A 26,864-nucleotide genomic window follows, 5' to 3' on the forward strand; every position below is an offset into this window, starting at 1 on the left:
GCTACCCTTGGCCCCATGACGCTGCGCACGACCGTCGACGTGAGTGTTGACGCGATGATCGAGGACCTCAGGACACTCGTCGAAACCGAGTCTCCCTCGCGTGATCTCGAGGCCCTGGCCGCGTCGGCCAAAACCGTCGCCGGCGTCATCGAGAGCCGCCTCGGCGGACAGGCCGTCCTCATCGACAGCGAAGCCGGACCGCACGTCCACTGGTCGGCCGGCGGCGATCCCAAGGTGCTGATCCTCGGTCACCACGACACCGTGTTCCCGCTCGGCACCCTCGCACGCCGCCCGTTCGCGGTCGAGGACGGGCACGCGACCGGCCCCGGGGTCTTCGACATGCTCGGCGGCTTGGTGCAGGCGATCCACGGTCTGGCGGCGCTCGAGGACCGGTCGGGCGTCGAGATCCTGGTCACCGCCGACGAGGAGGTCGGCTCCCACTCCTCCCGCGCCCTCATCGAGGAACGGGCTCTCGCCTGCGGCGCCGTCCTGGTCTTCGAAGGCGCCGCCGACGGCGGAGCCCTGAAGACCGGCCGCAAGGGCTGCGGCACCTTCCGGGTCTCCGTCGCGGGCCGGGCCTCGCACGCGGGCCTGGAACCCGAAGCCGGGGTCAACGCCCTGATCGAGGCAGCACACCAGGTACTGGACATCGCCGCGCTCGGTCGCCCCGAGATCGGCACGACCGTCACCCCGACCGTCGCGTCCGCGGGAACCCTGGACAACGTCGTTCCGGCAGAGGCGACGGTCATCGTGGACGTCCGGGTCGAATCGGCCGACGAGAAGGAACGCATCGAATCCGCGTTCGCAGCGCTCGCTCCGCATCTCGAAGACGCGCAGATCACCGTCCACGGATCCATCGGCCGGCCCCCGATGCCGGAGTCGGCGTCGGCCGGTCTCTTCGCGGTGGCCCGGCAGCTGCTTCCCGGCCTCGAAGGGAGGTCGGTCGGCGGCGGAAGCGACGGCAACTTCACGGCCGCGCTGGGGGTACCGACCCTTGACGGCCTGGGAGCCGTCGGAGGCGGCGCCCACGCCGACCACGAGTACGTGGTGATCGAGGCCATGGCGGAACGGGCGAACCTCGTTGCCGGGCTGGTGCGCGCGATCCAGAACGCGCAGGAGAGCGGGAGCGAGACCGCGTAGCGCCTGCCCCTCAGCGGGGAGCCGAGGGCGGGGCCCGCCGACCCGCGGGCCGGCTCCCGGACCCCGGTGGTGCTCGTGCCGCGTCAGGCAACGTTCGCCCCGTCGCGACGCCCGGCACGCACTCTCGCCACGCCGGCCGAAAGCTCAAGTACGTCCAGTACGAGCGCTTGCGGCCGGCACGCCGAGACCACGCACCGGACGCCGCTCCATGACGGGCAAACGCTGCCTGACGCGGCACTCGTGCACGGCGCCGGGTCCAACTCCTCGATGTGGCAGCCGAATCTCGCCGCCCTCAGCCGCAAGCGGCCGGTGTTCGCCGTCGACACCCTCGGCGATCCGGCGACGCATGGCGGCTTGGCTGGACGAACCGGTGCTCACCGTCCCGGAGTTGCGCGCGATGATCATGCCCGGCATTGAGTAGACAGTGTCTACGCCGACTGGTAGACACGGTCCATGGAACAGCACAGCCCGCTCCGGGAGCGACTGATCGACGTCGGCGTCGACCTCGTACTGACCGAGGGCACCGCCGCCCTCGGCCTGCGCGAGATCGCCCGCCGCGCCGGGGTGTCACACGGCGCACCCCGGCGCTACTTCCCCACCCACCACTCCCTGCTCTCGGCGATCGCCCGGCGCGGATTCGCCGACCTCGGGGGCCGGTTCGTGGCCGCGACCGCCGGCGCGTCCTCGCCGCGCGAGCAGGTGCGGGCGCTCGGGTGCGCGTACGTCGGCTACGCACTCGAGCACCGCGGGATGTTCGAGCTGATGTTCCGCCACGACCTGCTCGACAGCGAGGGACAGGAGGGCGCCGGACAGGGGGAGTCGGGGCAGGAGGAATCCGGGCAGGAGGAATCCGGGCAGCAGCCGAGGCTGCGCGAGTCCACCATTCCCCTGTTCCGCCTGCTCGTCGGGCTCGTCTCCCGCTGCCGGGCCGGCGGGGACGCCGAGGTCAGCGCCGCCGCCCTGTGGGCCAACCTGCACGGCGTGGCCCAGTTGTGGGCCTGGGGCAGCCTGCCCCTGGTCCTCGGCGACGCGGCTGACCACCGGGTCGGCGTCGAACGGCTCGTCGACGCCGCCCTCGACGCCCACCTCGGGGCGGTCCCCGTATGACCGGCCCCAGGCAGCGGATCGCGCTCCTCGTCAGCGTCGGCGGCGCGATGCTCGTCGCCCTCGACGGCACCGTCCTCAGCGTGGCGCAGCCCAGCCTGCGCCACGATCTCGGGGCGAGCGTGGCCCAGGTCCAGTGGACGAGCACCGCCTATCTCCTCACCGTGGCCGCGTTCCTCGTCATCGCCGGCCGCCTCGGCGACCGGTACGGGCATCCGCGGCTGCTCCTCATCGGTGTACTCGGCTTCGCCGCGACCTCCGCCGGGATCGCGCTCGCGCCCGGGGTCGGCTGGGTCATCGCCCTGCGCGCCGCCCAGGGGGTGTTCGGGGCCCTGCTGCAACCGGCGACCCTCGCACTGCTGCGCCTCGCCTACCCGCCCGACCGGCTCTCCACCCCGGTGGCGGTCCGGACCAGTGCCATCGGCGTGGCCGCCGCGGCCGGTCCGCTGCTCGGGGGCGTGCTGGTCGCGCAGTCGGGCTGGCGTTCCGTGTTCGTGCTGAACGTGCCGATCGCCCTCGCGATCGCCGCGCTCGCCCTCGCCGTACGGGTGCCCGCGCCGCCCCGGCCCGGATCGGAGGGGCCCGGATCGGACCGGCCCGCGCTGACGGGCGCGGCGCTGCTGGCCGCGGCCCTCGCCGTACTCGTCCATGCGCTGGCCGGCGTACCGGCCCACGGCTGGACCGCGCCGCCGACGCTGCTCGGGCTCGGCGGGGCCGCCGCCCTCGCGGTGGTGCTCGCACGGTACGAACGGCGGGCCGCGCAGCCCCTCGTACCGGCCGCCGTGGCACGGTCGCGGCCGGTCGCGGCCTCGATGGCGCTGCTGCTGGCCGTCTCCGCCGGCATGTTCGGGGCGCTGTTCACGGCGACCTTCCTGCTCCAGGACGTACGGGGCCTCGACCCGCTCGCCACCGGCCTGCTGGTGCTCCCGCTGACCGGCAGCATGGTCGCGGGCGCGCCGCTGGCCGGGATGGCGCTGCGCCGGTACGGGCCGCGGCGGACGGCGCTCACCGGTACGGGCCTGGTCGTCCTCGGGGTCGGCGGGCTGGGCGCGTGGTCCGGCCCGGCGGTCATGGCGGCCTTCGCGGTGCTCGGCGCCGGGTTCGCCGCGGTCATGGTGACCGCCACCGGCACGGTGGTCGGGGACGCCCCGGCCGGGTACGCGGGGGTCGTCGGCGGGCTCAAGCAGACGGCGATGAACGTCGGTCCGACCCTGGGCATCGCCGTCGCCGCGGGCGCGGGGGCCGCGCCGACGGCCCTGTTCGTACTGGCAGCGCTGGCCGGCGTGGGACTGCTGCCGGCCTCACTGCTGCCGCGCGGCGCGCACCGTACAGCTGCGGGCCACGTCGTCGGCGAAGACCCGGGCCAGCGGGGACAGGGCCGACCAGCGGCGGACGGCCCAGCCGACCGCGAGCGGCGGCAGGGCCGGGACCGGGACGAGGCGCAGCGGGCCGTCTGATCCGGGGACCCGCCAGCCGGGCAGGGCGGGCACGACGGCGTGGCCGAGGCCCAGTTCGGCCAGCAGCAGGGCGGTGTCCCAGTCGGCCACGCTGGTGTCGGACCGTATCCGGATGCCCGATTCCGCGAAGGCGGCGTCGAGGTGGGCGCGGGACGCGGAGTTCTCCGGGAGCCTGATGTGGCGGATGCCGGCGAGGTCGGCCGGCTCGATCCGGGGCCGGGCGGCGAGGGGGTCGTCGACGCAGACCGCGAGCACCCAGGGCAGCTCCAACACCGGGCGCTGTTCGATGCCGCGCACGGGCCTGCCGATGGTGATCCAGGCGAGGTCCAGGTCGTCGGCGGCGAGCGCGTCGAAGCAGCTGCGGCTGGAGTTCTCGGTCTGGAACTCCAGGCTGACCTGGGGGTGGCGGCGCCGGAAGTCGACGACGGCCTCGGACATGAAGTGGCGTACGGTCGTCGCGCCCGTGGTGATGCGGACCGAGCCCGTGTCCCCGCGGACGAGGTCGTCGAGGCGGCGCAGGGCGCCGTCGAGCCCGGCGATGCCGTCGGCGGCGGCCGCCTGGAGGATGCGCCCGGCCTCGGTGGGCACGACGCCGCGGGCGTGCCGCTCCAGCAGATCGGTGCCGGTCTGCTTCTCGAGGCGGCGGACGTGCTGGCTGACGGCCGACTGGGTGCAGCCGAGGTCGCGGGCGACGGCGCTGAGGCTGCCGGCCCGGCAGACGGCCACGAAGACGCGGAGATCGTCGAGAGTCATGGGGTCCAAGCTACAGCTTGGGTCTTGATAGGAATTCAGAGGATTGACTTGGGTTTAAGGCTGGACCATGATCAATACAGGGCCCAGGGCGGCAACCCGTCCCCGCCTGCGCCACGGTCCGGACCCGGCGCAGGCGGGGACGGGTGTCGACCCGCACTTCTCTTTCAGATCCTTCGGACGCGCGAGGAAGGACCAGCACATGCCGGTACCGGCACAGCCCGACGGGCCGGAGGCGCGCGCCCTCGCGTTGCTGCGCGAGCTCGGCGCCGGGCGCCTCGACCACCCCGGCGGCACCCTGCTCGCCCATCTGGAACGCGTACAGGCGCAGCTCGGGGCGTGGGGTGCACGGCCCGCGCTCCGACTCGCGGGCCTGTGCCACGCGTTCTACGGAACGGACGGCTTCGCCACCGCCCTGCTGCCGGTCGACCGGCGGGCCGCGCTCGCGGCGGTGATCGGGGCGGAGGCCGAGGAGATCGTCTATTTCTACGCCAGTTGCGACCGCGCAGCCTCCTCTCCGACGCTCGCCGCCGACGAGGAGGGCGCGGCCGCATTCCGCGACCGGTTCACCGGCCAGGTGTACTCCCCCGACCGCCGGTCGCGGCGGGATTTCGCCGAGCTGTCCGCCGCGAACGAACTGGACCTCGCGCGGATCGACACCTCGTTCCGCGCGGCCCACGGGCCCGGTCTCCTCGCGCTGTTCACCCGGCTGCGGGGCCTGCTGACCGAGCCGGCCTGGCGGGACTGCCAGGCCGTGCTCGGCGGTGCCACGCCCTGAGCCGTGACCGGCGTCAGGGTGTGAAGGTCCAGCGCTGGGCCGGGCTGTTGTCGCAGGCAGCGCGGGTGAGTGCGGTGCCGTTCGCGGTGCCGGAGCCGACCGGTGCCAGGCACTGACCGAGCGTACGGAGGCTGCCGTCCGGCCCCGGCTGCCAGGTCTGGCCGGCGGCTGCGCTGCACGTCTGGACGGTGACCCGGGAGGCGCTCGTACCGTCGAGGCACACCCCGCCCAAGCCGGTGACGTGGCCGTCGGCCTTCAGGCTCCAGCGCTGGTTGGGGCCGCCGTGACAGGTGTACAGGGTGGGTTCGGTGCCCGGCGCGGTCGCGCTGTGCGGCAGGTCCGCGCACCGGGCGGAGGCCGCGTTCACGAGGGTGGCGTCGGCCGGGAGCGGGGCTGCGCGCCCGGTGAGGCTGATCTCGGCGGCGCTGGTCCAGGGGCCGCGGCCGCCGGCTTCGGTCAGCGCCCTGAGGCGGAGGTAGCGGCCCGTCTTCGCCGACAGGGACACGGACTTGGCGGCGGCGGTGTCGGCGAAGGTGCCGGTCGCCACCGGGGAGCCCCAGTCTGTGGTGGTGTCGGAGACGTACACCTCGTAGCCGCCGATCCGGCCGTTGACGCCGCCGTCCTGGCGCGGCAGGTAGCCGAGGCCGTCGACCGCGTAGCGGGCTCCGAGGTCGATGCGGATCTCGTGCGGGAGCGCGGCCGGCGTGCCCGCGGACCAGGCGGTGTGCCAGATCGTGGCGGGCTTGCCGTCGAAGGCGTTCGCGGCCGCGCCGTTCTCGGCGGCGGACTCCTGGCTGTCGGCGGAGACCAGGGTCCACGCCGACTGCGGGATCGGGGCGGAGCCGGCCGGGATCGGGTCGGCCGCCGGGACGGAGGTGCCCGTGGCCGTGACGGCGAACGCGCCCGACTTTGTGCCGGTCTTGACCCACAGGATGCCGCCGCGGTCGGCGGGGTCGAAGTACCAGCCGGACGCGGCAGCGTCGTAGGCCGCCTTGGACGTCTGGCGGGCCAGGGCGCTGCCGTCAGCCGTCACCGTGCCCGGCGCGGAGGCCACGTGCAGGGTGAACTCGTAGCCGCGCGCGGCCGGTTTGCCGGTGTAGCTGCCGGTGGGGGCGCCGACGGAGACGCTGACCGTGCCGGAGCCGGCGGCCGGGGCGGTGACGTCCACCTGCTGGCGGGCGTACGCGCCGGACTGGTGGGCGCGGGTGAGCCCGTCGTCCTCGTAGAGGCTGAAGGAGGAGTTGCCGCGCGGGTGGATGTCGTAGGTCAGGGTGGAGACGGGCTTCTCGCCCGTGTGGTTCATCTGCGGCCACATCGGCACGATCGCCCCGCCCTTGACGAAGAGCGGCAGGGTGTCGAGCGGAGCCTGGTAGTTGTTCAGCCAGCCGGGGCCTGCGTACGTCTTCCCGGTCCAGTAGTCCGTCCAGGTCCCGGCGGGGAGGTAGATGCCGTCGCGGACGGAGGTGTCGGAGACGACGGGCGCGACGAGGAAGGAGTCGCCGGCCATGAACTGGCCGCTGGTGAGGTTTCCGCGGGCCACCGGGTCGTCCGGGTACTCCAGGACCAGGGCGCGGGTGCTCGGCACACCGCTCTCGTGCGCGGTGCGGCTCATGGTGTACAGGTACGGCATCAGCCGCATCTTGAGCTGGAGGTACTTGCGGTTGATGGAGAGGTACGGCTCGGCGAAGCGCCAGGGCTGCTTGTCCTGGTAGCCGGCGGACGGGTTGGTCGCGCCCCAGCCGGACATGGTCATGAAGGCGGGGGTGAAGGCCTTCCACTGGAGGTCGCGGGTGTACGTCTTGGGGCTGCCGCCGAAGATGCCGTCGACGTCGCCGGAGGCGTAGTTGAGGGCGGACAGGCCGGCGCCGGCGATGGCGGGGACGTGCCAGCGCATGTCGTCCCAGGTGCCGTTGGTGTCGCCGGTCCAGACGACGGCATTGCGCTGGGTGCCGGCCCAGCCGTCGACGGTCCAGACATAGCGGCGGGCGTCGGAGTTCTTCTCGATGCCGTCGACGGCCTGCTGCACGCCGGTGAAGGCGGTCTTGTAGCCGCCGCCGATCCAGGCGACGTCCGTCTTCACGCCGCGGGTTCCGGCTGTGCCGACCTCGTCGGCGATGGAGCCGAGGCCGGTGGAGGTCCACAGTCCGGTCTGGAAGCCCTTCGCCTTCAGGGCGTCGACGGTGGATTTGAGCGGGGCGGTGTAGCCGCAGCCGTAGCCGTCGTTGGGCAGGAACCAGCCCGAGGGCATGTCGGCGGCGCGGGCGTCGGATGCGTACCCGACCACATCGGGGGTGGTCTGGTGGCGCAGGCGGTTGTGGTCGCCCTGGTAGTCGGGGTTGGAGGCGTTGAAACAGTCGGCGTTGCCCAGTTCCAGGCCCCACATCGGCGCCATGAACGGCTTGCCGCTCACATCGGTGTACGCATCGAGTACGGACTTGAGCGAATCGCCGGTGAAGTACCAGGCGTCGAAGCGCTTCTCGTCGTGGGTGAGGGTGGTGGGGGCGTTGAAACCGTACGAGCCCGGGGCCCAGGTGTTGCGCATGACGCCGTAGCCGTTGGTGGACATGTAGAAGGGGGCGGGGCTGGCGTTGTTGTTCTCGCGCCATTTGTTGTCGACGGCGACGGGGACGGTCTTGCCGCGCAGCGCCCATTCGCCGAGGCGCAGGCCGGTGCCGTAGAACTGCTCCTCGGCGCCGCGGGCCAGGTACTGGGTGGTCTGGGTACCGGTCCAGGAGGTGGGCTGGGTCTCCTGCCAGACCAGGGTGGAGTTGTCGGCGCGGAAGACGGAGAACTGCAGGGGCGTCTTGTTGACGCGGATGTTCAGGGCTCCGGTGGTGATCCGGTAGTACGCGCCCGCATCGGTGAAGGTGGTGTCGACGGAGCCGAAGTCGGTGGTCGGGGCGAGGTCGGAGCCGGCCGGGTCGTTGGTGAACGCACCGTCGGGTGACAGCCAGAGCCGGAAGATGTCGGCGCGGGCGACGACCACGCGGGCCTTCGCGCCGGCGGTCGTGGTGACGGTGAAGGTGTTCCCGGACTGGGTGAGCCCGGTGGCATTGCCTGCCGTGGCGGGCGCGGGAGCCGCGGCGGCCGGCGAGATCATCGGCCCGGCGGCGGCCAAGCCCGCGACAGCGAGGGCCCCGGCGAGCAGCGCGGCGAGGGGCGCGCGCTGCCGCTTGGCCTTCTTGCGTATGCGGGTGGGGATACGGCTGTGCGTGCGCCTGGGGATGCGGATGAGTCTCATGGGGCAGCTCCTCGTGCGGTCCGGTTTGCGGACACACCGCTTTGGCATGCGCCTGGCAAGATAGCGGCCCACAGAGATCACTTGAAGAATGCTGCTCGAAATCGTCTCCAATCAAGCACCTTCGAGCATCCATCAGACAGACTTAAACACGTTCAGGATTGCTGGCAGGGGTGCGCGCCGGAGGTGGTGGCCGTGAGGCGTGGGGGTGGACGCTGCCGGTCACGGCGACGTTCCCAACGGAGGGCAGGGTGTCGGCCGCCTGCGTCGAGCATCGGGGACCCGGACTCCGGGGACCTGTACGAGATGGGCAAAGTTCCCGCCACCACCCTCTGATCAGCTGTCGCGGTCGAAGCGGACGGGGAGGTGTTTGATGCCGTTGATGAAGTCCGAGCAGAGGGGGCGGACCTCGCCCGCGAGGCCGAAGCCGGGGTGGCGGGCCAGGAGTTCGCGGATCAGGGCCTTGATCTGGGTGCGGGCCGGGCCGGCACGGACGAAGTCCATGTCCCGGCCGGGTACGACGGCGCTGTCCACCAGTACGGCGGCCCGCTCGGCGATCCGGGCGGCCAGCCGGCGTACGACGCGGGGCGCGAAGCCCGCGCCGACCCGGATCGCCGCCCAGCACGACGAGGTTCGCCGCCTACGAAGCGCACGTGCCAACGCGGGCAACGTGCGGGCCCCACGGTGACGACGGCCTGTATGCCTCCCCGCTCTCGGCGGCGAGGCACACAGGCCCTCAACTCCCGGCCTGGCTGGCGGATGCCTCTGACGCGACAAACTCGATAAGCCGGCCGAGATGGACAGATGCCAAATTCGGCATCGCCACAAATGCCTGTCACCTGGCGGGTTCGTGGGACCAGGAGCGCGGCCAGGGGGCGGCCTCGACGCAGAACCGCCGGCTCGCTGGATACGGAGAGCGAGCCGGTCGGCGGTTGCCCGGCTGTCGATGTACTCGTCTCTGATCGTGCGGAGGTCGTGAGTTCGAGCTCTGACCAGGTAGACGGTCGGCTTGGTGACGCCCCGAGGCCGCCTCGCGGGTTTGAGCCCGGTGTCGCGACTGACGAACCTGGCGGAGAGTCGTGTCTTACCGGCTCGAGGCGCGGCCAACCGCCCCCGCTACGTCCTACTTCTCCTCCGGCTCCCAGGCGCGGAGCAGGTCGAGCAGCCCTGCGTCTCCGTCAACGTGCAAGGAGTCGGCCTGGATCCGGTCGTACAGGTAGAGGACCAGCTCGCTGGCCGTGCCATGGACGGAGGCGCCGGCTGCGTCCGAGTCCTCGCCGGTCGCGGCGGTGGGCGCGGGGATGCGGGTGGTGCGTGCGCCGTCGCCGTCGACGGTGAGGCGCCAGGAGCGGGCCTCGGCGGCGTGGAAGTCGAAGGCCGTGGGCTTGTGCGGCCAGGCACTCGGCGTTGCGCAGACGGTGAACAGGAACTCCTCCACACCGTCGAGTGCCAGCTCGACCGGCAGCGGCTGCGCGGCGCCCCCGGCGAGCTGGGCGTCGTAGGTGTGTACCGCGGTCTCCTGGACCCGGTGCCGGGCGGTGCCGCCGGCGGTCTGCGGTGACTGCGACGCGGGCCACCACGTCCAGCAACCGCTCTCCGGTCCCGCCGCGCGCAGGGCGCCCAGCAGAAGCTGCGTCGACGCGTCCAGCCAGGCCAGCAGGGCCTCACGCTCCTGCGGCACTTCCAGCGCGGCGCGCGCGGCGACGGCCTCGGCCGGGGGAGCGTCGGCAGGCCCCGCGCCGACGATGGCGGCCCAGAAACGGTCTCCCCCACCCAGATGCTTCACCAGATCGAACAGCGTCCACCCGGGGCAGGTCGGCACCTGTGCGTCGAGACTGGGCGCAGCGGCGACCGCGGCGCGGAAGGCGGTCGACCGTTCATCGATCAGTCGCAGCAGGTCAGGGAACTCAAGATTCTTTTCCACGCCGAATGTCTATCACCGTGCTCCGGTGATCGGACAGCGATTTTCACAGTCGCCGCCGGTTGGCCATTGCGGACGTCGTCCTCGCCTCCCACCGCTCGGGTGACAAGCTGCGCAGTACTGCGAGGACGCTGGTGGTGGCGGTACGCCCGGCGTCGTGCCTGTGAGTGCTCTGGCCTCGCCGCGCGGCCGGGCACCTCGGCGACCACTCAATGAGACCCGAGCGCTGCGAGACACGGCGTGTGCCGCGATACCGGGCGACATCATCCCGCGGATCGAGGCCCCGGTGCTGGAGCTGCGCACCGGCGAGGAGCGGGCCATCGAGCCGCCGGCCGTCTGCCCCGGCTGCCAGGGGGAGATCGACCGGAGCCAGGAGCGGTGGCGGTGCGCACAGCCGGCCGACTGCGGGCGGATCGCCGCGGTCCTGTACGCCGCCGGGCGCGACCAGCTGGACATCGACGGCCTGGGTGAGACGTACGTACGGGCGCTGGTCGAGGCCGGTCGGGTCAGGGACGTGGCCGACCTGTTCGGGCTGGACCACGCGGCGCTCGTGGCGGGCGCCAAGGCCGGCAGCAAGGTGGCCAAGGCCGAGGCGGCGGGCATCGAGATCGTCGGCGAGGAGGCGTTCGCCGAGCGGATCGCCGCGTTCCTCACCTGCTGAGCGGTGCGTGCCCTTCGTACGCTTCGGCCGGCGGCGGGGTGACGGCCAGGATCGGCGGGGCCGGCGAGGTGTACCGGTGGCCGCAGGGGTCGAAGACCAGCACCACCGGCCGGCCCGGGCGCTGGCGCCAGGAGATGCGCTCCGGTGCGCTCGCGCACTCGGGGCAGCGCGGCAGCGGGCTCGGCTCCGCCGGGCCTGCGGGGGCGGACGCGAGCCGGGGCATGGGGTGCGGTTCGCGCATGGGGGCTCCCTGGTCCGGCGGTTGTGCTCCTGGCACTGTGCCATGGACCACCCTCCGGGCGCACGGGCCGATCCTCCAGAGTTCCGGCTGGTCAGAGTCGCGTCCCCGGCGGCGTCCGACCAGGGCCGATGCCCACTAGCCGGGACGGGCGAAGGCGCCGGGGCGCGGAGGGCGTACTCCTCCTCCGCGCCCCGGCGCCCGGCGCCTTCACGGCCTCGCGGCGGTCACGCGGCCTTCGCGATCTCCGGGTGCTCCGTCAGCCAGGCGCGGACCGCCTGCTGCTCCTTGCCCTTGCCGGCCTCCTGGATCTTCGCCTCCAGGCCGGTCAGCTGGGCTTCGGTCAGCTTGAACGAGCGCAGCCAGGAGGCCACTTCCGGCTCGTCCGCCGCGAAGCCCTTCCGGGCCAGGGTGTGGATGCCGTCGCCCTTGCCCCAGGCCCCCTTGGGGTCCTCGAGCTTCTTCAGGTCGTACGAGGCGTACGCCCAGTGCGGCGACCAGAGCACGACCGCCACCGGCTCCTGCTTCTCGTAGGCCCGCTTGAGCTCGGCGAGCATGCCGGGGGTCGATCCGTCGACGACCTCGTACTCGCCGTCGAGGCCGTACTCCTTGAGCAGTTTGCCCTTCAGGATCCCCATCGCGCCCGCGCTGGGCTCGATGCCGATGATCCGGCCCTTGAACTCGCTGCCCTTGCCCTTGAGGTCGGCGAGGGAGGTGACGTCCTTCATGTAGGAGGGGACGGACAGTTCGATGGAGGTCGGTCCGTACCAGGAGCCGAGGTCGTCCAGCTTGTTCCCGTACTTCTCCCAGTACTGGGCCTGCGTGACCGGCAGCCAGGCGTCGGTCTGGAAGTCGACCTGCCCGCCCGCGAGCCCGGTGAACAGGGCGCCGAGCTCCAGCTGCTTCGCCTCCACCTGGAAGCCGCGGCGCTCCAGGAGCTCCTTCCACAGGTAGGTCGAGGCGATGCCCTCGTCCCAGGGGATGTAGCCGATGCTGATCTTGCGGCCCTTGCCGACGCCGCCGGCCCCGGCCGCAGCCGGCTGCCCGGAGCCGCCGAAGGTGTTCAGGCCGCCCGCGACGAGGGCGAGGACCACGGCGCCCGTGACGGCGTAGGCCGGCTGGGGGCGGTGGTTCCACAGCTTGGCGGCGCCGCTCGTGGCCGCCTGCGCCTTGGCGAGCGCGCGCCGGCCGAGCGGGGACACCTGGCGGCCGAGCGCCCCGGTCATCCGGTCCAGGTACATGGCGAGGATGACGATGGAGATGCCCGCCTCGAAGCCGAGGCCGATGTCGACGTTGCCGATGGCCCGGTAGACGGCGCCGCCGAGCCCGCCGCCGCCGACCATGCCGGCGATGACGACCATGGACAGGCCGAGCATGATGACCTGGTTGATGCCCGCCATGATGGTGGGCAGGGCCAGCGGCAGCTGCACGCGTACGAGGGTGTCGCGCGGGGTGGTCCCGAAGGCGTCGGCGGCCTCGACGAGTTCCGTGTCGACCTGGCGGATGCCGAGCTCGGTCATCCGGACGCCGGGCGGCAGCGAGAAGATGATGGTCGCGATGATGCCGGGCACCACGCCCACCCCGAAGAAGATGATGCCGGGGATCAGGTAGACCATGGCCGGCATGGTCTGCATGAAGTCCAGGACGGGTCGCAGGACGGCGCTGACCCGGTCGGACCGGGAGGCCCAGATCCCGAGCGGGACCGCGAACACGAGTGTGACGAGGGTCGCGACCAGAACCAGGGAGAGCGTGGACATCGCGTCGGCCCACAGGCCGACGGAGTCGACGAGTGCGAAGCCGGCCAAGGCGAGGAGCGCGGCGAGCAGCCCGCGCAGCCACCAGGCGGCGACGGCGAGGATGCCGGCGAACAGCAGCGGGGCGGGTGCGTCGAGCACGGCGTGGATGCCGTCGTACAGGCCGGTGACGAGCATGCTGACCGCGTCGAACAGCCAGGAGAGGTGGCGCTGGAGGAAGTCGACTCCGCTGTCGACCCAGGCGCCGAGGTGCAGGCGGGGCATCAGGCGGCCACCTCCACGCAGGCCATCGGGGGCCGCTGTTCGTCGCCTATGAAGGCGATGAGGCGGTCCTGCGGCACGGAGCCGACGAGGGTGCCGTCCGCGTCGGTGACGGCGACGGCGTGCGGGACGCGGGCGCTGACCGCGCACAGGTCGGCGAGCGGGGTGTCCGCGGTGACGCTGGGGCAGCCGCAGGCGCAGCTGCCTGCGACGGGGTCGGTCATCACGGCGTCGGCCGTGAGCACCCGTGAGCGGTCGACGTCCTGGATGAAGGAGGCGACGTAGTCGTCGGCGGGGCGGGTCAGGATGTCCTCGGCGGTGCCCTGCTGGACGATGCGGCCGTCGCGCATGACGGCGATGCCGTCGCCGAGGCGCATGGCCTCGTTGAGGTCGTGCGTGATGAACACGATGGTCTTCTTGAGCCGCTGCTGGAGCTCGAGCAGCTGGTCCTGCATGTCGCGGCGGATCAGCGGGTCCAGCGCGCTGAAGGACTCGTCCATCAGGAGCAGGTCCGCGTCGGTGGCCAGGGCGCGGGCGAGGCCGACGCGCTGCTGCATGCCGCCGGACAGCTCGTCCGGCCAGGACGCCTCCCAGCCTGCGAGCCCGCACAGCTCCAGTGCCTCGGCGGCGCGGCGCTCACGGTCGGCGCGGGGGACGCCCTGCACCTCCAGCCCGTAGGCGGCGTTCTCGAGCACGCTGCGGTGCGGGAAGAGCGCGAAGTGCTGGAAGACCATGCTGATCTTGGTGGAGCGGACGTGGCGCAGCTCACGCCGGGAGAGCGAGGTGAGGTCCTGGCCGTCGAAGAGGATGCGCCCCTGGGTGGGTTCGAGCAGTCCGTTCAGCATGCGCAGCAGCGTGGACTTGCCGGATCCCGACAGACCCATGATGACGAAGATCTCGCCGGGCTCGACGCGGAATGAGGCGTCGATCACAGCGGCCGTCGTACCGTCGGCGCGCAGCTCGTCGCGGCCGGCGCCGGCTCGGAGCGCGCGGACCGCGGCAGCGGCGTCGCCGGGTCGCCTTCCGAACACCTTGTAGACGTGCTCGGCCTGGAGCGTGGACACATACACCTCGCGGGTCGTACCGGGAACGGCGCGCGCCCGGCCGGTGGGGCCGGGCGCAGCCGTGGAGCGGTACGGGATCCGCCCGTCCCCGCGCCGGCCGTGTCACGGCCGGCGGAAGGGTCCGCTCCGGATCCGCGGGTACCCAGGGCGTTCGGGGGTAAACGCCGAGGTGATCCACCTCACGCCGGGCCGGGGTCCTCCAGCATGGAGGTGCGCAGGTGCGCGAGGAGGCGGGTCAGCAGGCGCGAGACCTGCATCTGCGAGATGCCGAGCGCGGCGCCGATCTGCGCCTGGGTCAGTTCTTCGCCGAAGCGCATCTGCAGCATGCGGCGCTCGCGGCCGGTGAGCTGTTCCAGCAGCGGCGCGAGGGTCTGGATGTCCTCGACGCGCTCCAGGGCCGGCTCCTCCTCGCCCATGACCTCGGCGAGGGTGTGGCCGTCGGCCGAGCCGTCGCCGCGCTCCGCGTGCGCGGTGTGCGGGGCGTCCAGGGAGCCGCTGGTGTGGCCGTTGGCGGCGACGAGACCCTCTATGACCTCCTCCTCCGAGAGGCTGAGGTGGTCGGCGAGGTCCGCGACGGTGGGCGAGCGGTCGAGCGTGGTGGTCAGCTGCTCCTTCGCCTTGGCGATGTCGATGCGCAGCTCCTGGAGCCGGCGCGGGACGCGGACGGCCCAGGACGTGTCGCGGAAGTGGCGCTTGATCTCACCTGTGATGTACGGCATGGCGAGGGTCGCGAACTCGTTCTCGCGGGCCGGGTCGAACCGGTCGATCGCCTTGATCAGGCCGATGGTGCCGACCTGGACGATGTCCTCGATGTCGCCTCCGTCACCCCGGCCGCGGAAGCGGCGGACGGCGTACTGGACGAGTGAGGCGTTCATCTCTATGAGCGCGTTGCGGACGTACTGGTGTTCCGGGGTGCCCTCAGGCAGTTCTTGCAGCCGCCGGAAGAACACCCGTGAGAGCTCCCTCGCATCGGCGGGAGCCACCTCCCTAGGCTCCTCGATCCGCGGCAGGTCCGCGATCCGGGCGGCCTGGATGCCGCGGCGCGGACGGGGAACGACTGTGACGGTTTCGGAAGTGGAGGACGGGGCAGGGGCGGGCATGGGGTTCGCTCCTTGGGCTTGTCGGCTTGCGGCGCGGGACCTTGACTGCCGTAGATGGTGGTCCCTTTCAGCTTATACGTCAAGAATTGCCGGAAATGCGGCCGTCCGCTTACTCGCGCGCGCACGCGAGGCGCATCCGCGTGCGCGCGACCGGCGGGTCGGATTCCGGCTGCGTGCACTCCCTTGTGCGGGGCCCCGGGGCGCCCCGGTCCGAGCGGACGACGCCAGGGTGGATCGAGCCGGAACGGACTACCCGGTCGAGGACCTGGAGACGGTCGAATCCCCGGTCGCGGTCAGCGGGATGACCGGGCACGCGCCCGCGCAGCTGGACGTGGAGCTCGACATCAGGCACCCGGACTCCGGCACCCTCCAGGTCGACGTGATCGCGCCCGCCGGCACGGTGTACCCGATCAAGGACAGCTACACCGGCTGGGGCAACGCCGACCTCAGAGGGGTGATCGCGATCGACTCCTCGTCGGAGACCGCCAACGGCGTGTGGAAGCTGCGGGTGTACGACGCCTTTGCGGGCTACACCGGCTGCATCGGCGCACGGGCCCTGCGTTTCCGAGGGGTCCGCTTTCAGGTGACGCGGAATCCGGCCGCCTCGTGGTCCCGGTGGAAGGTCAGCCGGTCCCAGGTGGGGAAGGCGAGGTCGGTGACGGCGAGCAGCCGGCCGGTGCCGTCGTGCAGGGTGCGGCGCACGGTCAGCCCGCAGACCGCGGCGGCGGCCGGCGGGTGGCTGCTGCGGGTCATGGTGAGGGTCTCGGCGACCCGGCCCTGCCTGGCGGCCCGCTCGAGCCACCGGTGCAGCGGCCCGAGGTCCTCGTCGCGGACGGCCGAGCGGTCGCGGTAGCGGGCGAGTTCGGGACTCTCTGCGATCGCGCGCGGGCACAGGTACGTGACGGCGTGCCGGAGCGTCTCCCCCGACGGGCCGCGCTCGCGGCGGTGGTGGACCAGCGTGTGGTCCCCGCCGTGCATGCCGAGCAGCGCGGCGAGCGAGGGCGGCACGGTGACCAGGGTGAGCCGGCTCTGGTCGTGCACGACCACCGTGCGCCCGGCCGCCGCACCCTCGACGGCGGCCGGCCGGGTGCCGCGCCGCTCGGTGACGATCAGGCCGTCCTCGCGCAGGTGCTGGAGGGCGGCCCGGACGGTCTGCCGGTTGACCTGGTAGCGGGCGGCCAGGGTGCGCTCGGAGGGCAGTCTGCCGCCGGGGGTGCGCTCGGCGCGCTCGAGCTCGCGCCGCAGCGCTGCGGCGATCCGCTGATACTTGGGCATGGCGGCGGCCGAGCCGCCGCCCCGCGTAAGGGAGGGCATGGCTTCTCCTCTGACGGGTGGTCAAGGACTGCGCGGTACGCAACCTAGCATTGGTCTATACCTTTGAATGAGGGGAGCCCCCGATCCCACCCCACCTTGGCCGGATCCCACCGCCCCACCGCCCCGTCCGACGCGGTTGACCGCGCAGCCGCTGAAAGCGGCTGAACCCGCAGCGGGTTCGGGAGCGGGATGTAGCGTGCGTCCGCGCCGTCGGCGCGGGTCCAGCGCAGCAGCAGGTTCGTCTTGGCCGGGAGGGCCGGGGCCGAGAGCAGCTCCGCGATCTCCGGAAGGCCGCGTTCGGCGTCGTAGCGCAGGAACTCCTCGCGCGCCGCCGGCCACACCGCGGCGGCCGCGTCCGGGTGCTCCTCGGCGAGGGCCCCCGCCACCTCGGTCAGGTGGTTGACCACCAGGCAGTAGACCAGCCGCTGCCAGGCGGCTTCGCGCTCCACGTCCGGCAGGAGCTTGACCCCCTCCGCATCCCGGAACAGGGCCTGTACCGGCATGCCCTGGGCGTCGACGGCTACGAGGGTGTTCTGCAGGTGCGCCTCCAGTACGACGCCGTGCCGGGCGAACAAGTCGAGCACGGGCGGCACGACATGGCGCAGATAGGCCCGCCACCAGCCGACCGGATCGCTCGTCGCGGCCAGCGGGCTGCCCGCGAAGCCCTCGGCGAGCGCGGCGGACGCCAATGGCGTGGCCCCCGGCTCCACTTGCGCGTGCAGGCCGTCGCGGACCAGGACGGCGAGTTCCTCGAAGGCGAAGGCCGCCGTCCGGTAGCCGCGGTCGGCGAGCCAGACCGCGTTCGACCCGGAGCTGCGCAGATCGGCGAACCCGGCCTCGACCGCGGCGTCCGTACGGCGCAGCTTCAGCAGGTCGTGCCGCCACAGCCGGCGCACGTCGTTGGTGATCCGGACGTCGAGGCTGAACTTCACGAAGAGGTCCCGCTCCCCGTTCCTCTCGCCGGGTACGTACAGGGTCCGGATCGAGGCGGTCGGCCAGACCGGGAGCCGCCCCGGGCCGAGCCGCAGCAGCCGCCCGTCGGCGAAGGCCTCGCGTACGGCCGCCGAGCAGCCCGCCAGGTCCAGCTGCCACGGATGCGCGGGCAGCAGCCGGTACCCGGCCGGCGGGCGCGGTCCGTCGAGCAGCCCGGCCAGCGAGTCGATCGCGCCGGCCGCGGCCGGCCCGCCCTCCTCGGCCACCTGGTCCTCGCGCAGCCCCAGGAAGACCAGCGGGAACCGGGCGTACGCCTCCGGCGCGTACGGCAGCCAGCTCCCGGCGGGCGCGCCGCCCCGGGCCTTGGGGGCGGGGTGGTAGGGGTGTCCCATGACCAGGGACTGCTCGGAGAGCACGTACGGGTCCTGCGGAGGCGCGGCCGCGGCGCGGGCGGCCAGCAAAGCGGCGACGGCCTCGCGGCTGTCGGCGATCTCGACCGGGAGCTCGTCGTTCGCCGCGCCCGTGTACCGGTGCAGCTCGTCGGCGGTCAGTTTGACCAGCTCGGTGTGGCTGAGCGGACGCCAGCCCTCCGCCGTGCGCAGTTCGGGGCGTACCGGCCGGCGCCCGCCCCGCACCCGCAGCAGCCGCCCGCTGCCGCGCAGCCGGTGGACGCGCCCCGCGTGGGCATCATCCGTCGTGACTGCGCACTCCTCGGCGGGATCGGCGGCTTCCCGCAGCAGACAGTTCAGCAGAGGGGTGCCGGCGTACGCGTCGGCGGCGGCGTTGAGGTCCACGGATTCCATTCGGTCCATCCAATGCGCCGGGAGTTCGCGGGGCGTACCACCGGCCGTGATCTTCAGTATCCGCGATGATGAAGTGATCATCACGTCACCCGTGAGAGGAACAGGGCCCTGGACCCCAGCATGAACCTTCCCGCCTCCCCGGCCGAAGAGGCCGTGTCCGCCGAACTGGCCGAGGTGCGCCCTGCGCTCGGTGCTGCCTACGGCGCCTCGCTCGGCGGCGCCCGGGCCGCCGTACTGACCCGGCTGTGGCGGGCGCTGGCCTTCGAACCGCTGCCATGGGTGGAACGCCGGGAGCGCGGGCCCGGCGGGCTGACGCTCCTGCTGTCCGGGGGCGGACGGCTGGAGGGCGCGTTGCCGGACCCGTACGCGACCGGCCCGTACGTGTCCGAGGTGCTGCTCGACGGCACCCCGTACCGGCAGGCCGGGCGGCTGGTGGCGGCGCTGGGGGTGCCGCACGGGGACGCCTTCGCCGCCGAGCTGGACGACAGCACGGCCTCGCTCGCGCTGTCCCGGGCCGGACGGCCGACGGCGCAGGACGAGGCCCCGCAGGCCTGCTGGGAGTGGGAGCAGCGGGTGGTAGACGGGCATCCGTACCACCCCAACTGCCGCTCCCGGCCCGGATTCTCGGTGGCCGAGCAGCTGGCGTACGCGCCGGAGCACCGGCCTGTGGTCGAGCTCGGGCTGGTGGCCGTACGGGCCGAGGAATGCCTGGTCACGGGTGCTTGGCCGGCCGAGCTGCGGGAGGGCGGCCGGCTCCTGCTGCCGGTGCACCCGTGGCAGGCGGAACACGTCCTGAAACAGACGGGCCGGGGGCCGGGGGCGCTGCGCCCCGGCTTCGCGGCGCATCCTCTGATGGCCCTGCGCACGCTCGCCCCGGTGGCGGGCGGTGCACACGTCAAGACGGCGCTGAGCACCCGGCTGACCTCCTCCGTACGCGACATCTCGGAGTACTCCATCGAGACGGCGGCCGCGGTGTCCGCGTTCGCGCAGGCCCTGTCCGAGCGGCTCGACGGTCGGCTGCACATCACCCGGACCCTCGGCGCCGCGACCGCGCACAGCCCGGACCTGGCCGCGGTGCTCCGCGAGCCCCCCGAGGTGTACGCGGACGCCGCGGCGGGCGAGTGGGTCGCCCCGGTGGCGGCCCTGGCCCTGTCGCCGTTCGCGCGCTCGGCGGCCTGGCGGGCCGAGTTCGCCCGGCTCGCGCTCTCGGTGTGCCTGCGGGTACTGGACCTCGGGGTGGCGCTGGAGGCCCACGGCCAGAACCTCCTCGTCGTCCTGTCCCCGGCCGGGGCCCCGCTGAGGCTGGTCTACCGCGATCTCGCCGACATCCGGATCAGCCCGGAGCGGCTCGTCCGGCACGGCCTGCCGGTGCCGCCGCTGTCGGGCCGGCTGATCACCGACGACGTGACCCTGCTGCGGCGCAAACTGTTCGGTTCCCTGCTGACCGGAACCCTGGGGGCCACGACGGGCTCGGCGGCGGCCTTCGCCGAGGCGCTGGCCCAGGCCGCCGGCCTCCCGGCCACCGCCGACACCGAGGCCCTGCTGACCGCGCCGCTGCCGACCAAGGCCCTGACGCTGATGCGGCTGAGCCCCGGAATCCCGGGCGACCAGTGGGCGGAGCTGGACAATCCGCTGGCCGGGGCCGACGGGCGCGGGCAGCGGGGCTAGTGTCACAGAGCATGAAGGAGACTTCGGACCTGAACTCCGTACGGGCGTCCTACGACGCCGCCGCCGTCGACTACGCCCGGCTCCTCGGCGCGGAGCTGGCGAACAAGCCGCTGGACCGGGCCATGCTGGCGGCCTTCGCCGAGTGCGTGCGCGGCGACGAGGGCGGCGCGGCCCGAGCGGTCGCGGACCTGGGCTGCGGTCCGGGGCGGGTGACGGCCCACCTGGACGGGCTCGGCGTACGGACGTTCGGCGTCGACCTCTCCCCGGCGATGGTGGCGGTGGCCCGGCGGACGTATCCGGGCCTGCGCTTCGAGGTGGGCTCGATGGCGGCGCTGGACGTGGCCGACGGGGTGCTCGGCGGGGTCCTGGCCTGGTACTCGACGGTGCACACCCCACCGGGGGAACTTCCCTCGCTGTTCGCGGAGTTCGCCCGGGTGCTCGCGCCGGGCGGCCACCTGCTGATCGCCTTCAAAGCGGGCGACGAGAAGATCCGGCTGGAGCATGCGTACGGGCACCCCGTCGAGCTGGACGTGTACTGGACCCCGCCGGAGCTGATCGCCGGCCTGCTCAGCGGGGCGGGCCTGGAGGAGGTGGCCCGCCTGGTCCGGCAGCCCGCGGACCACGAGAAATCCCCCCAGGCCTTCCTCCTGGCCCGCAAGCAGCGCTAGGACCGGCTTCCCTCCAGCACCTCCAGCCGCTGCTGCGTGAGCCGCAGGAGCCGCGGTTCGAGGCTCGGCAGGGCGCGCAGCAGGCGGACGAGTTCGGGGCCGGAGTCCCGGGCCTCCGCCTGGTCCTTGAGCTGGGTCCAGCAGTACAGGGCGCCCGCCGCGGCCGCGAGGACCTCGGGGGCGTCCGGCGGCTGGTGCTCCAGGCGGGTGCGCCCGGCGTTGATCCAGAGCTGGGTCGCCGAGCGGTAGTTTCCGGCCATCCGGGCGAGGTCGGCCCGGATCTCGGCCCAGTGGGTGGCCTCGGGCGAGGTGTACCCGTGGGTCTGCAGGACGTGCTGCTCCCAGGCCTGGGCGAGCGTCGCGGCCTCCTGGTGCCGTCCGCCGGAGGCGAGGGCGTGGATGTGCGGCCTCGGGTCGGGGACCTCATCCTGCGGCACCTGCTGGGCGGCGGCGGACGCGCTGAGCTCGCGCGTCGCCGGCAGGACGAGGGTGCCGGGCGGCAGGGCGGCGGCTCCGACGGCGAACGCGTGCAGCTGGAGGTTGGCGGGGCGGGTGGGGCTGCGGCGCAGCTGGTCGATCCAGTGGTGGGTGTACGAGCTCACGCGGTCCGCTCCGCCGACGAAGGCGGGCGGGACGACGACCCCGTACACATCGGCGGTGGGCGGGGCGGGCAGGCTCCCGTACTCCTGGAGCACCGGCCAGGCGGACTTGTCGGCGACGAGGTCGAGCACCACCGCGGTCGGCCCGGCGGACCGGGCCCCGAGCTCGGTGCCCAGCCAGTCCCAAGGCAGCGCCGTGTAGCGGACGGTGGAGGCCGTGGTCCCCGCCAGCGCGAGGTGGAGGCGGCGCCCGCGGCGGTCGAGGGTCAGCCGCCCCGACAGGTAGACCAGCAGCGGCCCCGGCGTCGCGGCGGCGGTGCGCAGCCGCATCAGCACGGTGTTCGGATCCCGGGCGCCGTCGAGGTACGTGGTGTCACTGGGGACGTGGCTGTTCAGCAGCGCGGATGCGGGCAGCACTCCGAGCGCGGCCAGATTCGCACTGGGCGCGACCTGAACGGCCCGCCGCCGTACGGCGGCGTCGCCCGCTATGAGAAGAACATGCCCCCGCTGCTGCCTGCCGGCTCCGTCGATCTGCATGGGCAGACCGTACTCACCTCACGAGCCCCTCGCAGCCCGGGGTGTCCAACCATTCCCTTACGGACCCCCCTCGGCCCTGCCGGCACACGGGACACCTCGGCGAAGCGGGTGAGGCTGCTGTTCCGTCCGTACAGCTCCCAAGAGCCGTCGGAGCCGCGGCGGTACTCGTGTCGACCTCGTCCGGCCAACGGTCCCAACGGCACTCGATGAACCCGTGTATGTCAGTCCCCGTGCCCGAGATGATTCACGGCCGCGCAGCCGCACGGGAGGAGATTTCCGCGGGGCGGGCGGCGCGGCTTCGCCGACCGGGCCGTGAAGCGCAAGTGCGCCTGCACGAGGGCGCGCACGCTGGTACGGGCGGCTGTCCGCGGGCGAAGGGCCGTGGGCCGTTCGGGGGGCAACGTGGCCGCCGTGGGCCCGCCTTCGCTGCGATCGGGCCGGGCGGTGGCAGGAAGGAGGGATGAGCCTCCATCGCCGCCAGTTGCTGGGCAGTGCGCCCGCAGCCGTGCTGGCCGCCTTCGCCGTCACGGCGGCGCCGGCCCGCGGCCCCGACTGGGCGGCGCTCGCCCGCGGGGTCGACGGGCGGGTGGTGCTGCCGGGCGACCCCGACTACCCCGAAGCCCGGCAGCTGTTCCAGCCCCGGTACGACACGGTCGCGCCGGGCGCGGTGGCCTACCCCGCGCACGCCGCCGACGTGGCCGTCTGCCTGGACTTCGCCCGCCGGTCCGCCGTCCCCGTCGTGCCGCGCGGCGGCGGCCACAGCTACGCCGGCTGGTCCACCTGCGCCGGCGGGCTCGTCGTCGATGTCGGCGCCATGGCCGGGCTGACCGTCGACGGGGCGGAAGGTGTGCGGATCGGCGCCGGGGCCCGGCTCGGCGACGTCAACCGGAGCCTCGCCGCACAGCGCCTCGGCATCCCGACCGGGCTGTGCCCCACCGTCGGGATCGCGGGGCTCACCCTGGGCGGCGGGCTGGGCCTGGCCTCCCGGGCGTACGGGACCACTTCCGACGCCCTCACCGGCGCCACCGTGGTCACCCCCGACGGCATCGTGCGCGAGGTCGACGCCACCCATGACCCGGGGCTGTTCTGGGCCCTGCGCGGCGGCGGGGGCGGCAACTTCGGCGTGGTCACCGAGTTCCGCTTCCGCACCCACCCGGCCACCGGCTGCGCCTACGCCGAACTCCACTGGGCCGAAGCCGACTCCGCCGCCGTACTGCGCGCCTGGCAGCGCTGGCTGGCCGCCCTGCCCGACCCCTTCTGGAGCCAGGTCGAGTTCCTGATCGAAGGCGGGCCGGCCCCGGCCCCCGCCGTACGCGTCCTGTGCTTCGGCGGGCGCGCCGAGCTGGAGCGGCAGCTGACCCGGCTGTCCGACCTGGTCGGCAGGCCGCTCCGGGACAGCTGGATCGCCGTACGCACGTACGAGGAGACGCTGCGGGCCATGTCGGGCTGCCAGGACCGGAGCGCCGCCCAGTGCCATCTGCCGGGCGCCCTGCCCGGCCGGACCCCCGAGGGGCGGATCGGCCGGGACTCGTACGGCGGACGCTCCGACTTCTGGGGCGGCGCCGGGCTGCCCGACGTGGGCATCGCCGCGGTGCTGGCCGCCGTACGCCGCTACGGGCAGTCCGTGCCGGCCGGCGGGCTCGGGGTCGTGCAGTTCAGCGGTGAATGCGGCGGGGCGGTGAACCGGACGGCGGTCTCCGACACCGCGTTCGCGCACCGGGACAGCGCCTTCCTGACCCAGTACCTCGCCTACTGGCCCGCGTCCGCGACGCCCGCGGAGGTGGCCGGGCACCAGGGCTGGCTCGACGGGCTGTGGCAGGACCTGCGCCCCTGGGCGAGCGGCCGCGCGTACCAGAACTACATCGACCCGAAACTGCCCTCCTGGCGCGAGGCCTACTACGGGCCGAACCTCGCCCGCCTCGAGGAGGTCCGGCGCACCTACGACCCGGACCGGCTGTTCCGCTTCCCGCAGGCCATCTAGAGGAGCTCGACATGCGACGTACGTTGACCGTGGCAGCGGCGACGGCCGCCCTGCTGCTGCCCGCCGGGCCGCTGCCGGTGGCCGAGGCCGGGAGCGCCCTGCCGCCGCCCGGCAGGTGGTCCGCCCGCGAGGCGGAGACGTTCTGGACGGCCGACCGGATGGCGGCCGCGGCCCCCATGACCCTGGCGTCGGCGGCTCCGGCCACCGACCCCGGCACCGGGCAGGACTTCGACGGGATCCCGGTCGTCGGCCGGATGTTCGTGATGAAGGACGGCGGCGCGTACTTCTGCACCGCGAGCGTGGTCGCCTCCCCCGGCCGCAACCTGGTGCTGAGCGCGGCCCACTGCCTGCTCGGCACCGACGCCCGCCAGGTGGCCTTCGTACCGCTGTACACGGCGGACAACCCGCAGCCGTACGGGATGTTCCCGGTGCAGCGCGCCGCCGACGGGCGTTCCAAGGTGTGGATCGACCCGCGCTACAAGAGCCTGGGCGCCGACAAGGGGGCCACCCTCGACGTGGCCTTCGCGCAGGTCGGGCCGGATGCCGACGGGTTCCCCGTCGAGGACGTGGTCGGCGGGAACCGCCTGGTCACCGGCGCCGGTTACGAGCACGCGAAGGTGTCGCTGATCGGCTATCCGGCATCGGCCGCACGCCCGCGGCTGTGCGTGAACAGTACGACCAAGTTCACGAGCAAGGATGCGGGGATCCCCGGATCCTTCCTGCGCATCGACTGCACCGGGTACCCCGGCGGGACCAGCGGCGGCCCCTTCCTGAAGAACTACGACAAGGTGACCGAGACCGGGGACGTCGTCGGGGTCATCGGCGGCTGGAAGACGGGCGGGGACACCGCCGACACCTCGTACAGCTCCTACTTCGGCCCGGAGATCAAGAAGTTGTACGAACAGGCGGTTGCCGGGGCAACGGCGGCGTGAGCACCCGCACCCAGCGGGTGCGCCGCGGGTTCCCCACCGTGCGCGGGGTCGCCGGGAGCCCGTCGGCGGTCAGCTGGTCGGAGGGCGGGAGCCCGAGCTGGCGCCGCAGATCGGCGAGGGCGGCGTGCACCGGCGCGAGGATGACCTCGGCGCGCGGATGGGCGTACGCGAGTGCGTGCGCGGTGGTCTCGATGGTCTCGGCGGCGTCCTCGGCCGCCGTACGGCTCCACCCGCCGGGCTCGGCGGAGCTCCAGGGGGCGACGGCGTCGTAGAGGTGGCAGGCGGCATCGGCCGCGGCATCGGCCCGTTCACCGACGCCCGGCGCCGCGATGGTCGGCAGCAGCTCCATGCCGGGTCAACGACCGAAGCCCCCGCGGGGAACGACCGGCCGCCCGCCGGTTCGCAGCTCGCGGGTCACCCGAGCCTCCGGGCCACGGCGTGCGCCCCCGCGGTGGCCACCGCGGCCAGGGCCAGTCCCTGAACCGCGTCGCGCGCCCGCGCGGGCCGCAGCACCCCGGCGCGCCGCAGCCGGCCCCGCGCCCAGAGGGTGAAGGGGACCACCACGAGCGGCGAGGTGGCCGCGCCCGGGGTGTAGCCGCGGGTGGCGGCCGCCTGCGCGAGGTGGACGAGGCCGTGCAGACCGAAGGCGTTCAGGCTCGTCTGGTAGAAGGCGGACCGGCCACCGGTGCGGTACCCGTCCGCGGCCGCCGCGGCCACCACGAGGCCCATGACCCCGACGGCGCGCGCGAACTCCCGGCCGTCCGTGCTGCCCAGCCGGTCCCAGATCCGGTCGGGTACCCGGGGGTGGCGCTCGCGCAGTACGGGGACCCGGGTACGGGACCAACGCCCCATCGTCGCCACCTCCTCCAGGTCGTGCACGGCCCAGGCGGCCAGGAGCCCGAAGCCCGTGACGGCGACGGTGGCAGTGGCAGTGGCAGTGGCAGTGGCAGTGGCAGTGGCAGTGACGGTTCGCGTCGGTGCAGTCATGAGGCCACAGTCTGCAACCAGACGGGGAGCAGCAGCAGGGAAACCACCGAGCTCTTGATCACCAGCGAGGCGGAGAGGTCCACGCCGACGTCGTAGCGCTGGGCGAAGACGAACAGGTTCTGCGGGGTCGGCATCGCGGCGATCAGGACGAGGTACGTCAGCCACTCCCCCCGTACGCCGAACAGCAGCCCGCACACCGCCCAGGCCAGCAGCGGGAAGCCGAGGCACTTGAAGGCGATGAGCGCCAGTTCCTCACGGCCGGTGCCCCGGATGTCCAGCCCGAGGCCGCCGAGGTGCAGCCCGAGGGCGAACAGGGCGATCGGCGAGGCGCTGTCGCCGACGAAGGCGGCCCCGTCCAGGACCACCTTCGGGACATGCACCGAGAGCAGGTTGAGCAGGATCCCGGCATTGCAGGCCAGCACCAGCGGGGTCGAGAGCGACGCGCCGACGGCCCGGAGGAGCCGCCGTCCGGGACCGCCCGAGGCCGGGCCGGCGCGGCCCAGCTCCATGATGGAGATGACGACGAGGGACAGCACGCAGACCTGGAACAGCAGGACGGGGAAGATCGGCGCGGCGGTCCCGAAGAGGGTGATGAACACCGGGACGGCGAAGTAGGCCGTGTTCACCTGGACTCCGGCCATCACGCGCAGCGCCACGTCGCGGGGCTCCCGTATGCCGTGGGCGCCCGCGGCGAAGGCGATGGCGAGCACCGCGAGGGCGGCAGCCGCGGCGTAGGCGCCGATGGCCCGCCAGTTGAAGAGGGCCCCGAGGTCGCTGGCGTAGATGTTGCCGAAGAGGTAGCAGGGGACGGCGAAGAGGAAGGCGTAGTCGGCGAAGGCCTTGGAGGCCTCGGCCGGGACGATCTTGCGGCGGGCGAGCAGTACGCCGCCGCCGAAGGCCAGCAGTACCGGCACGAGCTTCTCGAGTGCGGCTGCCGTGCCCATGCGTACCGGCTCCCCCTGTGATCGACCGCGAG

Annotated in this window: 21 protein-coding genes and 4 pseudogenes; 11 read left to right on the top strand and 14 right to left on the bottom strand. The window is 73.3% G+C overall.

Translation table 11 applies throughout. The annotated features are described in order from the left end of the window. The first annotated feature begins 15 nt into the window (after positions 1 to 15). From AB0M76_RS20955 to AB0M76_RS20970, 4 genes and pseudogenes are all read left to right on the top strand, one after another. On the top strand, positions 16 to 1,140 hold the full coding sequence (locus AB0M76_RS20955; RefSeq protein WP_365954271.1) for a M20 family metallopeptidase: 1,125 nt from the start codon (positions 16 to 18) through the stop codon (positions 1,138 to 1,140). A gap of 66 nt (positions 1,141 to 1,206) precedes the next feature. Then, positions 1,207 to 1,479 (top strand): annotated as a pseudogene (locus AB0M76_RS20960) (hypothetical protein); the annotation flags it as partial. 114 nt (positions 1,480 to 1,593) lie between these two features. Further along, positions 1,594 to 2,247 carry a TetR/AcrR family transcriptional regulator gene (locus tag AB0M76_RS20965; protein WP_365954272.1) on the top strand — a complete coding sequence of 218 codons (654 nt, stop codon included), beginning with the start codon at positions 1,594 to 1,596 and terminating at the stop codon, positions 2,245 to 2,247. Continuing rightward, positions 2,244 to 3,560, top strand: a pseudogene (locus tag AB0M76_RS20970) (MFS transporter); the annotation flags it as partial. The gene AB0M76_RS20965 and the pseudogene AB0M76_RS20970, both read left to right, overlap by 4 nt. On the opposite strand, the gene AB0M76_RS20975 reads toward AB0M76_RS20970, so the two are convergent. Continuing rightward, complete coding sequence (locus AB0M76_RS20975; protein ID WP_365954273.1) at positions 3,546 to 4,454, bottom strand: LysR family transcriptional regulator; 909 nt, start codon at positions 4,452 to 4,454, stop codon at positions 3,546 to 3,548. The pseudogene AB0M76_RS20970 and the gene AB0M76_RS20975 sit on opposite strands and share 15 nt — an antisense overlap. Before the next feature lie 199 nt (positions 4,455 to 4,653). Here AB0M76_RS20975 and AB0M76_RS20980 point away from each other — a divergent pair, with 199 nt between their 5' ends. After that, positions 4,654 to 5,229: a DUF6817 domain-containing protein gene (locus AB0M76_RS20980; protein ID WP_365954274.1), complete on the top strand. Its 576-nt coding sequence runs from the start codon at positions 4,654 to 4,656 to the stop codon at positions 5,227 to 5,229. 13 nt (positions 5,230 to 5,242) lie between these two features. Here the strand turns inward: AB0M76_RS20980 and AB0M76_RS20985 are convergent, their stop codons facing one another. From AB0M76_RS20985 to AB0M76_RS20995, 3 genes are all read right to left on the bottom strand, one after another. Further along, the gene (locus AB0M76_RS20985) at positions 5,243 to 8,470 is read right to left on the bottom strand and encodes a TIM-barrel domain-containing protein (RefSeq protein WP_365954275.1); all 3,228 of its coding nucleotides are present in this window, start codon (positions 8,468 to 8,470) and stop codon (positions 5,243 to 5,245) included. A 333-nt stretch (positions 8,471 to 8,803) separates the two neighbouring features. Next, positions 8,804 to 9,127, bottom strand: coding sequence for a hypothetical protein (locus AB0M76_RS20990; protein ID WP_365954276.1), 324 nt, complete (start codon positions 9,125 to 9,127; stop codon positions 8,804 to 8,806). A 463-nt stretch (positions 9,128 to 9,590) separates the two neighbouring features. Beyond that, the gene (locus AB0M76_RS20995) at positions 9,591 to 10,391 is read right to left on the bottom strand and encodes a maleylpyruvate isomerase family mycothiol-dependent enzyme (RefSeq protein ID WP_365954277.1); all 801 of its coding nucleotides are present in this window, start codon (positions 10,389 to 10,391) and stop codon (positions 9,591 to 9,593) included. Between the two features lie 253 nt (positions 10,392 to 10,644). Here AB0M76_RS20995 and AB0M76_RS21000 point away from each other — a divergent pair. Next, positions 10,645 to 10,923 (top strand): annotated as a pseudogene (locus AB0M76_RS21000) (NAD-dependent DNA ligase LigA); the annotation flags it as partial. A 115-nt stretch (positions 10,924 to 11,038) separates the two neighbouring features. Here the strand turns inward: AB0M76_RS21000 and AB0M76_RS21005 are convergent. The 4 genes from AB0M76_RS21005 to AB0M76_RS21020 all read right to left on the bottom strand — a co-directional run bounded on the left by AB0M76_RS21005 (position 11,039) and on the right by AB0M76_RS21020 (position 15,466). After that, positions 11,039 to 11,290, bottom strand: coding sequence for a hypothetical protein (locus AB0M76_RS21005; protein ID WP_365954278.1), 252 nt, complete (start codon positions 11,288 to 11,290; stop codon positions 11,039 to 11,041). 224 nt (positions 11,291 to 11,514) lie between these two features. Beyond that, on the bottom strand, positions 11,515 to 13,305 hold the full coding sequence (locus AB0M76_RS21010) for an ABC transporter permease/substrate binding protein (protein WP_365954279.1): 1,791 nt from the start codon (positions 13,303 to 13,305) through the stop codon (positions 11,515 to 11,517). After that, the gene (locus AB0M76_RS21015; protein WP_365954280.1) at positions 13,305 to 14,366 is read right to left on the bottom strand and encodes a betaine/proline/choline family ABC transporter ATP-binding protein; all 1,062 of its coding nucleotides are present in this window, start codon (positions 14,364 to 14,366) and stop codon (positions 13,305 to 13,307) included. Before AB0M76_RS21015 ends, AB0M76_RS21010 begins: the two co-directional genes overlap by 1 nt. 179 nt (positions 14,367 to 14,545) lie before the next feature. Beyond that, entirely contained in the window at positions 14,546 to 15,466 is a 921-nt protein-coding gene (locus tag AB0M76_RS21020) for a SigB/SigF/SigG family RNA polymerase sigma factor (protein WP_365954281.1), read from the bottom strand. Between the two features lie 301 nt (positions 15,467 to 15,767). Between AB0M76_RS21020 and AB0M76_RS21025 the strand changes: the two are divergent. Continuing rightward, a pseudogene (locus tag AB0M76_RS21025) lies at positions 15,768 to 15,998 on the top strand (proprotein convertase P-domain-containing protein); the annotation flags it as partial. A 47-nt stretch (positions 15,999 to 16,045) separates the two neighbouring features. On the opposite strand, the gene AB0M76_RS21030 reads toward AB0M76_RS21025, so the two are convergent. Together AB0M76_RS21030 and AB0M76_RS21035 are read right to left on the bottom strand one after the other, a co-directional pair. After that, positions 16,046 to 16,780: a GntR family transcriptional regulator gene (locus AB0M76_RS21030; protein WP_365954282.1), complete on the bottom strand. Its 735-nt coding sequence runs from the start codon at positions 16,778 to 16,780 to the stop codon at positions 16,046 to 16,048. Between the two features lie 44 nt (positions 16,781 to 16,824). Next, entirely contained in the window at positions 16,825 to 18,525 is a 1,701-nt protein-coding gene (locus tag AB0M76_RS21035; protein ID WP_365954283.1) for an IucA/IucC family protein, read from the bottom strand. A 111-nt stretch (positions 18,526 to 18,636) separates the two neighbouring features. Here AB0M76_RS21035 and AB0M76_RS21040 point away from each other — a divergent pair, with 111 nt between their 5' ends. Continuing rightward, positions 18,637 to 20,184: an IucA/IucC family siderophore biosynthesis protein gene (locus AB0M76_RS21040; RefSeq protein WP_365954284.1), complete on the top strand. Its 1,548-nt coding sequence runs from the start codon at positions 18,637 to 18,639 to the stop codon at positions 20,182 to 20,184. An 11-nt stretch (positions 20,185 to 20,195) separates the two neighbouring features. Then, entirely contained in the window at positions 20,196 to 20,852 is a 657-nt protein-coding gene (locus tag AB0M76_RS21045) for a class I SAM-dependent methyltransferase (protein ID WP_365954285.1), read from the top strand. On the opposite strand, the gene AB0M76_RS21050 is transcribed toward AB0M76_RS21045, so the two are convergent. Continuing rightward, positions 20,849 to 21,988, bottom strand: coding sequence for a hypothetical protein (locus tag AB0M76_RS21050; protein WP_365954286.1), 1,140 nt, complete (start codon positions 21,986 to 21,988; stop codon positions 20,849 to 20,851). The two genes, AB0M76_RS21045 and AB0M76_RS21050, sit on opposite strands and share 4 nt — an antisense overlap. A gap of 460 nt (positions 21,989 to 22,448) precedes the next feature. Here AB0M76_RS21050 and AB0M76_RS21055 point away from each other — a divergent pair, with 460 nt between their 5' ends. Next, the gene (locus tag AB0M76_RS21055) at positions 22,449 to 23,969 is read left to right on the top strand and encodes an FAD-binding oxidoreductase (protein WP_365954288.1); all 1,521 of its coding nucleotides are present in this window, start codon (positions 22,449 to 22,451) and stop codon (positions 23,967 to 23,969) included. A gap of 11 nt (positions 23,970 to 23,980) precedes the next feature. After that, entirely contained in the window at positions 23,981 to 24,901 is a 921-nt protein-coding gene (locus tag AB0M76_RS21060; protein WP_365954289.1) for a serine protease, read from the top strand. Here AB0M76_RS21060 and AB0M76_RS21065 read toward each other — a convergent pair. The 3 genes from AB0M76_RS21065 to AB0M76_RS21075 form a co-directional block, all read right to left on the bottom strand. Beyond that, entirely contained in the window at positions 24,855 to 25,250 is a 396-nt protein-coding gene (locus AB0M76_RS21065) for a hypothetical protein (RefSeq protein WP_365954290.1), read from the bottom strand. The genes AB0M76_RS21060 and AB0M76_RS21065 overlap by 47 nt on opposite strands. A gap of 65 nt (positions 25,251 to 25,315) precedes the next feature. After that, positions 25,316 to 25,888 (bottom strand): HXXEE domain-containing protein, encoded by a 573-nt coding sequence (locus tag AB0M76_RS21070; RefSeq protein ID WP_365954291.1) that lies wholly within the window; start codon positions 25,886 to 25,888, stop codon positions 25,316 to 25,318. Further along, positions 25,885 to 26,832: an AEC family transporter gene (locus tag AB0M76_RS21075; protein WP_365954292.1), complete on the bottom strand. Its 948-nt coding sequence runs from the start codon at positions 26,830 to 26,832 to the stop codon at positions 25,885 to 25,887. The genes AB0M76_RS21070 and AB0M76_RS21075 overlap by 4 nt, the downstream gene beginning before the upstream one ends. Positions 26,833 to 26,864: the final 32 nt, after the last annotated feature.

The sequence above is a fragment of the Streptomyces sp. NPDC051364 genome, from assembly GCF_040682115.1.
Lineage (GTDB): Bacteria > Actinomycetota > Actinomycetes > Streptomycetales > Streptomycetaceae > Streptomyces.